Genomic DNA, 11,050 nt, shown 5'->3' on the forward strand with positions numbered 1-11,050 from the left:
GGAGCGGGCAAGCTTGGCCGCACCCGAAAGCACAGCTACTTGATCTCGTAGTCCAGCACCGCCATGCCCCAGCCGGGCAGGGGGGCGTTGGCGTCCACCCTGGCCACATCGGCAATCTCGGCATTGACCTGGTTGGCCAGGTTGGCAGCGAAATAGTCCGCCCCGGTTTCAGAGTCCCATCCCGGTTCATAGGTCACTTCGACCCCCTTCGACTTGACGGGCGACGAGGCGATGAAATCCTCCAGATTGGCGCCCGGCGGCGCGACAATAGCCAGCAGTTGCGACGCGCCATAGGGCGGCTGGGCCTGGATCTGGAAGGGCTGAGTCTGGTCCGGGAAGGTCACGGGGCTGTTGGCAACGATAAAGCCACGCCCGGCATCCGAGGCAAAGGCGTTGGGGAAGACCTGCACCACCTGGAAGCCGGAATTGCGGTCGATCAGGATCAATCGCCCGGCTACCGGCGAGGTCACCTTCAGCCGGATGCGCTGGCCGGCCTTCAGCGAAGTCAGGCCGCAGGCGCCGCCCTCGACGGCTTCGCAGATCTCGACCTTGATGCGGTCCTTCGCCGGAGCCAGTTGGGTCTGCAAGGCCGTGAAACCGGCGGCTTCCCTGGGCGCTTCATTGGCACCGGTCATCGGACGCGCCGCCGCAACGCCCGGCGCCACCGAACGAATCCAGGCTCCATAGGCTGAGACGCGGGTGTAGATGCCGGGTTCGCCGGCAATACCGCATGGCGACGGCCCCCAACTGACGACACCGATCTGGTAGGGCCGGCGCGCCCCGTCATAGGCCATTAGAGGTCCGCCGGAATCGCCGCCGCAGGCGTCACCGATGGCTTGACTGGCCGCGGCCTTGACCCAGCCGGCACAGACCTGTCGCGGGCCGATGACCCCGCCGGTGCCCTTGCGACTTTCCGAACACAAGCCAGCATCGACGATCGGCAGGAAGGCTTCCAGCAGCCGTCCGGCCCGGGCGGCGAACCGCACACCGTCCCGGGACCGAAACATTTCCGTCGTTTCCGTCTCAGTCGTGCCCAGACCCGCCACGGCCGTCAGGCCGCTGTCGGGGTCGGTTTCAGGCGCCAGCGACAAGGCCGACACAGGTCCCATCCAGTCGCGATCGATCTGAATGATGGCGATATCGTTGTCATAGGATGGCTGACCCGCCGTCTGCTGCAACTCTTCCTCGCAGTCGGAATCGGGATGGGCCGTGACCTTGACGGCGCGATAGGGCTTGGCTTCGGGCGTCCGGGTCAGGTCGACGAGGCCAGGAAACAGCAAAAGGCTGGCGACGGGCCTTGCCGCGACGGCGCAGTGTTTGGCCAGGGCCGGGGCATAGGATTCGACACAATGCGCCGCCGTCAGGGCATGGCGCTTGGAGATCATGGTGGCGCCGCAGACGATGGCAACCGAGCCGTCGGGGCGTTTGATCCCCATCGCAGCGTAGCCCGGCCATCGCGCCGGGTCAGCGACCTGACCGCCGACCACCTTGGCCGACGGCGGCGGGGTTGAGACGCGCCCGGCCAGGGCGGTCACTGGCGCGAGGCCCAGGGCGATAACGGCCAGGAGTGCTGCCCCTCTATACACCGGACTTGATCCTCAGTTCGTTAATGCCGACGCGGCCCTTGTCATCCATGATCGTGATGCGGATACGGTGATTGCCCTTCGGCATGATCATGGGATTGACGTTCAGGCCTGTGGCCGTGACCTTGCCCTGAGCCAGAACGCGGTCGGTTAGGTCGCGCCAGCCAACCGCCGTGCGGTATTCGATCCGCAGGGTTTCCGGCCGGATGCGCGCGCCCGAGGCCGGTTTGAAGGTGATATTGGCCAGGGTCAGGTGGCCGGTCTTGGAGTCGTAGGTTCCCGGCAGGACAACCTTGGGCCCCCAGCTGTCGCCGGCGGCGTAAAACGGCAGGCGCCATTCCGGTTCGCCGGAACCGAAGGCCCTCAGTTCCTCCTCGGTGATGAGCCAAGCCGTCGTCGGAGTATCGCGGACCTCGACCTGGACGATCTGGGCGCGGATGCCTGGATCGGCGCGCACCGCCGCGCCCAGATCACTGCGCAGGCGGTCCATGAAACCGGCTTCCGAGGTGTTCTTCGGCATGGTCTTGGGCGTCATCGCGCTTTTGCCGGCGAGGATCAGAACGGCCTCCGTGCCGTAGGGCCGGCTGGCGGTAAGCTTGATCTTGGAATTGGCCCCACCGATCGACAGACGGCGACGTCCGTCACCATCGGGTTTGATCTCGCCGCGCCAGATTTCCTTGGCGGACTGATCGGCCTGAAGGTAAAATATCTGGACGTAGGGTGCCTGGTCCTGAACCTCGGCCTCGATAGCGAAGCGGTCACCGTTGCGCAGGATGGCCGTTGTCGTAACCGGGGCGTCCTCTTCGGTGATCTGGACGCCGCGCGCCGAAGGCGGGGCATCGGGGGCCAGATTGACCACCTGGGCCGCCACACCGCCGCGATTGACAGCGTCCTTCAGGATGCCGCGGATCTCACACGCCGGCCAGGGCGTTTCCTCCATGACCACCGAGACACGATCACCGTAAGGGCTGGTACGGGCACGCAGATACTGGACCTCGTCGACGCAGCCATAGCCGGTCATCCGCCAGCCGCCATCGGCGGGCACGACCTTGACCTCGCCGGTCTTAAAGCCCCTGGCCATCGCGGTCAGTTCCGGCGACAGATCCTTCTGGACCGGCGGTGGCGGCGGCGGTGGAGGTGCGACGGTCTGCAACGGCGGCTTGGGTATCGGCTTCGGTTGTGCTGGCTTGATTTCGACGGGCCGTGGAGTCACCGGTGTCGGCTTGGCCAAAAACGACTGAGGGGGAAGCGCCTGAGAGGGAACGGCCTGAGCGGGGACCGCGGGAGAAGGTGCGGTTATAGTGATCGGCGTCGTGGCCTTGACCGGGGCGTAAACGCCGTCGCGCGGGATCATCGGCGGCAGGGCGCCCTTGAAGACATATGCCTCCGCAATCAGCGTCGTCAGGGCCTCGTAGCTCACCCAGGCATAACCGCGGTCGCCCCAGCCCTGGCCCCAGGAATTCATCAGCCGGAAAGCGCCGCGCTCGCCGTTGGCGGCGACCTTGTCGTCGTCATAACCGACAATGACCATGGCGTGGCCGCCCTTGGCCGCAGCCCCCGTCGAGTTGACCCCCAGCGTAAACACCCCCGCCCCGCTGATCGTCTTCCACTCCGACGTATTGAACCGGACGCCAATGACAATCGGCTTGCCGCGTTCCAGCATCTCCTTGTAGGCATCAGCATTGCGGATACTGCCAGCGGGAATGGCCTCGTAGCCCGGCACCTTCCAGGCGCTGGCCGCGGCCAAATGGTCCGGGCCAGGTGCCGGCATGCAGGTCGTTGGCGAATAGGGGAATTGGGCCAGGCTGATGGCGCCCTTGTTGACGACCACGCCCAGGGCGTCGACCAGCGTGGCCCCGCCGCAGAACACGCCCTTGGGGTCAGGCTTGGAGGTCGAAGCATTAAACACAAAGGCCGGAGAAGCGATCTGGCTTGGACTGGCCGGCTTGTAACCCAGTTCCGTCGCCAGGTAGTAGGATCGCGCGGCATAGGACACGGCCCAGCCGGTGCAGGACCCCTGAAAGCTTTGGTCGCCCGGCGCGGGAAAGTAGGGGCTTAAGTCGACCCTGGACAGCAGGACGGCGCTGCGAGCGCGCACCGAGGCTGGCTGTTTGGCATAGTCATCGGCCGAAAGCGGGATATAGCCCGTGCCGGTGTCTTCGGACGCCAGTGCCAGACCCGGAACTGACACCAGGGCGAGCACCAGTATGTTTATACCTCTGACCACGTGCCCGCCCCTCTTGATTTTACTGTTGTTCTGGAGCGGGTTTTGATGGAATCAGAAACCCGCTCTAAGTTTTTGTTTTATCGCGCAATTCTTCCGAAAACGGGAACGCACATGCCGTTGCGTTCACTTTATCGGATTGCACTCTAGGGTGCCACAAACATCGCGTCAATTCAAGCAATCCGGAATTGCTTACAGTCCTTGTAACTATCGCAGGAGCCCCGGTGTCGCATGGCGCTTTTACGCGGCGACGCCTTGAATCCGCACGGGGCAATCGAAGGAGCTCTGTTATGCAGAAACAGACCAAAGGCCAGAAAGAAAAGGTCGAGAAGGTGTTGCGCGAATTCAAGGCAGGCGACCTGAAAAGCAGCGGCGGCAAGGTCAAGTCGCGCAAACAGGCTGTCGCCATTGCCATGAGCGAGGCTGGCATCCCCAGGAAAGCCCCTAAAGAAGGGCCCCACGACGAGCGACGGAACCTGACTGACTTTTTACAGGTCTTGAGGCCATAGTTTCTCCCTTAAAGGAGACAACCCATGGCCCACACCAAGACTCAGGACACCGCCAAGGCATACTCGAAACCCGCGAGGACGGAGGATGCCGTCGACACCTATGTTTGGAAGCAGGGTCGCCACGCCCCTGCACCCGGAAGCCATCATCCGTCTGCACCCCAGACAAGGTGGACACCGGGAACGCCGTGGTCGCGGTCCTGGCGCATCTTTGCTGCGGGCCTGATCATAGGCATTGCGGCCACGAAAGCGACCGAGCTGCTGTTGCACCCTGGCCGCAAAGCGACAAAAGTCAGGGCGGAATTGTGAAGGCGATCCGTTCCTGAAAGCGTTCGGCATTGGGGATGGCCGCCTGAGCCGAGACGGTTATCGTCATTTGACAGTTCAAACAGCCTGGTATCTCAGTAACCGTCAGGCCCAGCGTACGCTTCTGGGGCGCCCGTGCGGCGGCACTTGAGCTGAAAAAATACGGATACCAAGCGTCATGCTTTATGAGGCTTGGTTTCAGACACCGAGAGCGCAATCCGATAAGGTGGACGCGACCGCACGGGCGCTCCCGTTTTCGGAAAAACTGCGCGATGCTGACAATTACTTACGCCGTCAGGTAGACCGCCTCCTATCTTGCATCTTCGCGTCATCGTCGATGGAAAAATAGTAGATCAGGCTCATCCAGTGTTTTTACGAATTGAATAAGTTCGCCGTCACGCACTCCTGCACGTACCGCCAAGACATAGTAGCAGAGCTTTTTCAACCTGCTTTCTAACTTGACGGTTTCGAAGTTGAGCTCACGGAACGGAAGATCGCCAACAACGATTATCTCTACTGTGTGCGCAAGCTCTACCTTTCCCTCAATTCTCAAACTAACGATCGCGTCTTGAATTAACTGTACATGGATACCACTCAACGCTATCACAGCACAAAGACGCACAGATCTCTCTGGATCTTCAAGGCATTTGATGACCTCGGCAACATGCACACCAGAGTTTGCGCACCAGCGATAGCACTCACAAGCTATATTGCGAATGCTAGGGCGCTTGGAACGTATAAGTGGAATTATATATGGGAACACATGACAGGCAATTTCATCAGATTCTGAAACGATATAGCAAGCCCGCCACTCAGCCGTCTCAAAACCTGATACAAGCATAGGAACTATGTCTTCGATGCTTTTTAGATTGTTGAACAAATCGTTACCCAGTCGTATTTCTTCTTCTACCGATAGGGCTTCAGCATGTCCCTCGGCGTAAATCTGCACAATTCGGATAGCGTCCTCTTTACTCATTTAACATCCTTTAGAGCTCGATTGACCTTATCAAGTTCCTTTTGCTCATGCTTAATACGATCTTTGTGCGTTTTGTAACGACTAGTGTTACAATTTTGACCTTTATTGTCTGCCTTCATGTTTATTAAGATTGTCTCAAGTTTGCACCTTGCACATTCCAAAGAGGCTTTACTCCCCTTAGCTTGAGCGACTGCATTGCTAAGCTCTTGCTTTGTTCCTTTTGTTCTCAGAGAATCCCCGGAGAATTTCACTTGGATGTCACAATTGTGCACCCAAACACCTAACTCGCCAACAAAATATGTATGAAGATCTAAGACTTCGAAATTGTATGCAGCTTGAGTAAAGCACAATCTTAGAGCGGAGTCTTGATTCCATCAAAACTCATCCCGCTCTAACCGAGGCGGCACGTTAAATGGCCCACCACGTCTTGTGGGCCTCGAACGCCCTTGCCTGTCTACACCAGTTCGTGGATCGTCAAGGTCGGGCAAACCTTGCTGGCGATGTCGCACAGGTGCTTGTGATGTGTCAGATAGATGACCTGACCGGCCTTGGCCATTTCGGCAAAGACGCCAAATGTTTCCTCGGCGCGGAAGTCGTCAAACGTCTCCAGGATGTCGTCCGCGATAAAGGGCACCGACCGGCGATCGGCCACGAAGGCCTGATAACCGGCGACTCGCAAGGCCAGATAAAGCTGGAACCGCGTTCCCTTGGACAACTCGGACGCTAGCTTCGACGTACCATCTGCGCAGAGTGCCACCAGAACTTCACTGTCCTTTTCGTATTGGGTCGAAAGGCCGCGATAGGCCTTGCGGCTCACAATGGAGAAGGCTTCGGAAGCCTTGACCAGTAACGAACTGCGATGTTCATCGCGATAGAGGCGCAAGGCCTGCTCTGTCGCCGCCACCCCCAGTTTCAACTTCAGCCAGTTTACAGCACCGTCTTCGATGACAAGTAAAAGCGTGCGCCGCTCCTCCTCCAGCCTGGCCACGGCCGCATCACCGCCAACCTGGTTGATACGATCCTCCGCCTTGCTGCGTTCGGCGAACAGATCCCGGACCCGGCTGTCACCGTCGGCGACTGCCTGGGCCAGGCGTTCCATGTCGACCTGGCACTGAGCCGGGTCAAACCCTGTCAGTTCCGCCTCGGCCTCTTCCATCGTCGCCGCCTCGACGGTTTCGAGGATTTCGATCTCATAGTCCCTGGCTCGTTTTGCGGCCTCGTCGCGGGCCTTGAGCTGAAAAAGCCTGTCTTCAACCTCATCCAGAGTGTCGACGCCAAAATGTTGCGTCATCGCCGCCGCCTGGTGTGAGTGCAACGCCCTGGCTTGCGTGAGAGTCTCAAGTTCGGCCTGCAGGTCCGCAAAGCGCTTTTGGGCGTTCTGCTGCGCCGATTTCAGAGCCTTCTCAGCCTCTACCGCCGCGCAAATCGCCTCATCGGTCTTGATCGGCGTTTCGGCTGGCGGCACGCCGGCTTCCAGAGCCAGAGCGTTGACACTTTCGGCATAGGCTCGCTGGTCGGCTTCCATCGCGCTGATACGGTGATCGAGGTCTGACTTGGCCAGGTGTTGACTGGCCAGCAGATCAAGTTCCTTCAGCAGTTGGCGGACAATCTCGACGGTCAGGTCAGGACTGACCTGACCCAGCCAGCAAGAAGCGCATAGCGCCGTCCAACTCGCCTTCCATGCGACCCTTTCGGCGGTTGCCTTTTCAAGCGCCACCTGACGGCTAAGGGTATTCCGCTTGAAACGATCCAGCTCTTCGGCGGCGCTTGCGAGCCTCGTGTCCGATTCAAGACGGTCGGCCGCTTTTGCCAGCAGCACTTCGATCGGCAGATCATCAAGACCTTCGAGTCCGGCCGCAGCCATAGCCGCTGCCAATCGGATCCGGCATCGCGTCTCATCGGCCGCCGCGTTTGCGAGTCGCGTCTGGCAGCGTTCGATCGAAGCCTGGGTTTTCATGGCTTCATCTCGTCTGGCCAACCATGCCTGCAGCCGATCGATCGGCCAGCCATCTGACAGGTCGGGAGAGATTTTGGCGATCGCAGCGGAAACTGTCGCCTGGAGGTTGGCCAGGGCGAGGCGCGTATTGTCCCTTTTTGTGGTAGCGTCGGCAAGTGCGCTCTGGATTGCGGCCAGCTGCACACTGAGTTCCGTCACGCGGGCAAAGTCGGAGGCCTGCGAAATCCGGCCGGCGGCAATCTCGTCATCACGATGCAGGAGCGCCTCGAACCTGGCCGCCGAAACCGGATCCAGTGAAGCCTTGTGGGTCTCCCAGGCGGTGTCGCGGTCCCGGCGCACTTCCCGCGCCTGCGCTTGCGTCACCACGCCGCTGACGCGATTAAGGGCGTCAAGCTGAGATGCTATTTCGCCGGCCTTGGCCTGATCACGATCGATGTCCCGGTTCAGTTCGGCAAGGCGCGCCGTCGCCATGTCGTGTTCGCTTCGCCAGCAGCTCAGGTCGTAGGGCAAGGGAACGACGAGATCCCGTAACCCTTCCGCACCCCCGTTCCAGGGCCGGACATCTCCCATCTGGACCTTAAGCACATCACCATGGGTGCGAAGATCCTCTTGCGCCAGCCGCTGCAGTGTCGGGAAGTCGGCCGTCCGCACCGCCTCGATCGCCGACGCCAGTTCATGTTTTTGCGCTTCGGTAAGCGGCGTCCGTTGATTTGACAGGGCGCCCTGCCTGGTCTGAGCAGTGCGCAGGTCTTCCTCAGCCGCCTCGTACTCGGTCTGCGCCGCCGCAAGCCTTTCATCCAGGGCGGAAAATTGCGGCATCAGGTCTTCAAGATGGCCGCGGGTGACGGGCGACAGCAGCAGAGTGTCAATTTCAAGGCCCTCATCGCAGTACATGCGTTTTAGCGCCTGAGACATGGCGATTTCGAGGTCGCGCCTGCGGGATCTGCGAACAGGCAAGTCTTTTTCGGATGTCACATAACGTGCCCGCAAGTCCTTGAGGTCATCGATCCTGGCCATCAGGCCAAGCCGCTTTTCGTCAACGACGATGCCGCCAAGGTCTTCGGCTACCCCGTTCAGTTGCGCGGCGACGCGGAGCATGGCGGTCTCGATCTGGACGCCTTTTGTAACAAGCTCACGGATATCCCGGCTCCAGCGGGAGGGGGCCTCCGGAATTTCGTGTAGAGGCGCGATCTCCGCCTTGAGGTTGTGCCAGGCCAGCCGCTTCGGGTGAGCACGTGCCAACCTGCGCAGCCGCTCCAAATCCGCCCGCTGTCGCGCCAGTTCAGCGGCGGTCGCCTGATAGTGCGCATCCGCCCGATCCCGGGTCTCGACGAGTCGGACGAATTCCGACGCAACCGTGTCAAGCTGATCGCGCTGATGCCTAAGCGCATCCAGTTCCTTCTTCAGGCGCGCCAAATCATGGGTACTGCCTCGGGGTTTGAAAAATTGATCACAGGATTGCCGTACCTCGCCCAAGTGCCGGCTCAGCGAAGACAGCCCGCTGCTGGCCGAAAACAGCAGCTCACCAAGCTCACCCTTGCTGGCGAGGATTTCCTCGCCCCCCGCCTCCAGCGATTTGTCGTCAAGCGAAAACATGGTCTGAAAGGCCTGGCGGTCCAGGCCGCCAAGCTCAGCCAGGATGGCACCATCCGCGACAGGATTTTCGTGTTCATCCAACAGGCTGTTGTGATCTTTCTTGACCCGGATGAAACGCGACTCCGCGCCATTCAACTCGATGGCGCCACTCAGCCGCATGGTGGCGTAAGGGTGCTTGAAGTCATACTTCGAGCGCTTCTCGATGCCGTAGAGCAGATCAAGCAAGCCAGCATAGGTCGTCGACTTGCCCGCCTCATTCGGCCCGTAGATGATATGCAGATCCGGACCCGCCAGGGGTTTGGCGCCGAACGACAGCGAAAAGTCGGTGAAGCGACCATAGCGCACAAGATCGAGACGATTGACCCGCATCAACCGGCCCCCGAGGCTTGATTGTCCTGGAGCCTGGCCAGAACGTCATCGGCGCCTTGGCAGAGCAGATTATCCAAAAAAGCACTCTGCTCAAGCTCGTCGCCACCGAATTGGCCCCGTATCTCGACCGGCAGACTCTTGAGCAAGTCCTCGGCAATCTCGTGCATCTGTGCCTGAAACCCGGGGCTTGAGCGCAACTTCATGTCGATCAGCGCACGCAACTCGACGATCGTGTTGCCGGACGCCGCCTCCGCCAGGGCGCCCGTTTCAGCGCGGCCATTCTCAGCGCTTCCAGTCTCTGTAGCGATCTCGACCTTCTCGATCCAGGTGTTTCCGACCTGTTCTCCCTGCGCGTTCATCTCGGTTTGCAACAGGTCCGCATCCCGCCGCATACGCCACGACAGCGGCGTTTTGCCGGTCAATCGGAGTCTGACAATAAGGTGTTCCGTCAAGACCTCGCGCCGCAAGGCTCTCAGGGCGGTGGACGCTGTCGTCACCAAGTCGCGCCAGTCGTCAACGCCCGATACATCGACCAGGAGACGCTCGAATTGCGCAATACTCACATTGCGCTCTTCGACGGTGATGTCTCCGTTGTCTTGTACCGTAACCAGGGACACCGACTTGGGTCCGGCTTCGTTGATGTCGCGGCCCTGGGGATTGCCCGGCATGACCGTTGTGCAGGTGTCGACCCAGGCAGAACGTTTATGGATATGCCCCAGGGCCCAGTACTGAAAACCACTGCCTTCGAGGTCCTGAACACTGCACGGTGCATAAGGGTCATGGCCGACCGCCCCGCCCAGACTGGTATGCATGACGCCGATATTGACGGCGCCCGAAACGGGCGTTTTGTATTTTGAAAGCAGGCTTTCCGGCGCTTTCGGATTAGCGAAACTCAGGCCGTGAACGACGATGTCGGGGAGCGCACCCTTTCGGTCGAGCGCCATGGCCTCCGCCCGGCCACCAAAGACAACGACCGACTCAGGCAGTACCAGCTCTTTTGTGATCCTCGACAGGGCGTCGTGATTGCCGCGCAGAATAAAGACCCTGATACCCGCGCTGTCGAGGCGGGCCATTTGGCCGGCAAAGAACTGCGCCGTCTTCATGGAGGTCTGGTCACCATCGTAAAGATCGCCGGCCAGGATCAGGGCATCGATACCCTCGTCGACGCAAAGATCGACGATCCTGACAAAGGCCTGACGCGTGGCGTTCGATACCATCTCACCGACCGATGGATTTCGCAGCGCCAGTGACCGAAGCGGCGAGTCCAGATGGATGTCAGCTGTATGTACGAAACGAAACACCCTGATGCCCCCGTCAAATGCGGATGGCCCCCTGTCTTTCGACTCAGTCGGCGATCGCACATCCACCTATAGAGCGGAAGCCGGCAGGAGAAAAGGTGGTCAGCGGATTTCGCAGATTGCGGCGACTTATGGCTTTTGATCCCCAAAGATTATGTCATCCATGGACAAAAATCCTTACACGCACGGGTTTGCAAGCCGCCAGAGCGTCTTCCGGCGTGGGGCGCATTTCAGA

General features: G+C 60.2%; 7 protein-coding genes. 2 read left to right on the forward strand and 5 right to left on the reverse strand.

Annotation, left to right across the window (positions count from 1 at the left end):
* Positions 1-35: 35 nt before the first annotated feature.
* Complete coding sequence (locus tag ABAC402_RS27565; protein WP_023448942.1) at positions 36-1,586, reverse strand: trypsin-like serine protease; 1,551 nt, start codon at positions 1,584-1,586, stop codon at positions 36-38.
* Positions 1,579-3,810: a C1 family peptidase gene (locus ABAC402_RS27570; protein ID WP_023448943.1), complete on the reverse strand. Its 2,232-nt coding sequence runs from the start codon at positions 3,808-3,810 to the stop codon at positions 1,579-1,581. The genes ABAC402_RS27565 and ABAC402_RS27570 overlap by 8 nt, the downstream gene beginning before the upstream one ends.
* 287 nt (positions 3,811-4,097) lie before the next feature.
* Between ABAC402_RS27570 and ABAC402_RS27575 the strand changes: the two genes are divergently transcribed.
* Both ABAC402_RS27575 and ABAC402_RS27580 read left to right on the forward strand, forming a co-directional pair.
* Positions 4,098-4,316 (forward strand): DUF6496 domain-containing protein, encoded by a 219-nt coding sequence (locus tag ABAC402_RS27575; RefSeq protein WP_023448944.1) that lies wholly within the window; start codon positions 4,098-4,100, stop codon positions 4,314-4,316.
* A gap of 24 nt (positions 4,317-4,340) precedes the next feature.
* Positions 4,341-4,622, forward strand: coding sequence for a hypothetical protein (locus tag ABAC402_RS27580; RefSeq protein WP_023448945.1), 282 nt, complete (start codon positions 4,341-4,343; stop codon positions 4,620-4,622).
* Between the two features lie 325 nt (positions 4,623-4,947).
* On the opposite strand, the gene ABAC402_RS27585 is transcribed toward ABAC402_RS27580, so the two are convergent.
* From ABAC402_RS27585 to ABAC402_RS27595, 3 genes are all read right to left on the reverse strand, one after another.
* Complete coding sequence (locus tag ABAC402_RS27585; RefSeq protein WP_023448946.1) at positions 4,948-5,595, reverse strand: hypothetical protein; 648 nt, start codon at positions 5,593-5,595, stop codon at positions 4,948-4,950.
* 454 nt (positions 5,596-6,049) lie between these two features.
* Positions 6,050-9,517, reverse strand: coding sequence for an AAA family ATPase (locus ABAC402_RS27590; protein WP_023448947.1), 3,468 nt, complete (start codon positions 9,515-9,517; stop codon positions 6,050-6,052).
* Positions 9,517-10,818, reverse strand: a complete 1,302-nt coding sequence (locus ABAC402_RS27595; protein WP_031235389.1) for an exonuclease SbcCD subunit D — start codon at positions 10,816-10,818, stop codon at positions 9,517-9,519. The genes ABAC402_RS27590 and ABAC402_RS27595 overlap by 1 nt, the downstream gene beginning before the upstream one ends.
* Positions 10,819-11,050 lie beyond the last annotated feature (232 nt).

Source organism: Asticcacaulis sp. AC402, from assembly GCF_000495835.1.
In the GTDB taxonomy this organism is placed as follows: domain Bacteria; phylum Pseudomonadota; class Alphaproteobacteria; order Caulobacterales; family Caulobacteraceae; genus Asticcacaulis.

Bases quoted from the DNA above. Each gene is read 5' to 3' on its own strand.
- ABAC402_RS27590 (WP_023448947.1), bottom strand. From the start codon at position 9,517: ATGCGGGTCAATCGTCTCGATCTTGTGCGCTATGGTCGCTTCACCGAC.
- ABAC402_RS27580 (WP_023448945.1), top strand. From the start codon at position 4,341: ATGGCCCACACCAAGACTCAGGACACCGCCAAGGCATACTCGAAACCC.
- ABAC402_RS27575 (WP_023448944.1), top strand. From the start codon at position 4,098: ATGCAGAAACAGACCAAAGGCCAGAAAGAAAAGGTCGAGAAGGTGTTG.
- ABAC402_RS27585 (WP_023448946.1), bottom strand. From the start codon at position 5,595: ATGAGTAAAGAGGACGCTATCCGAATTGTGCAGATTTACGCCGAGGGA.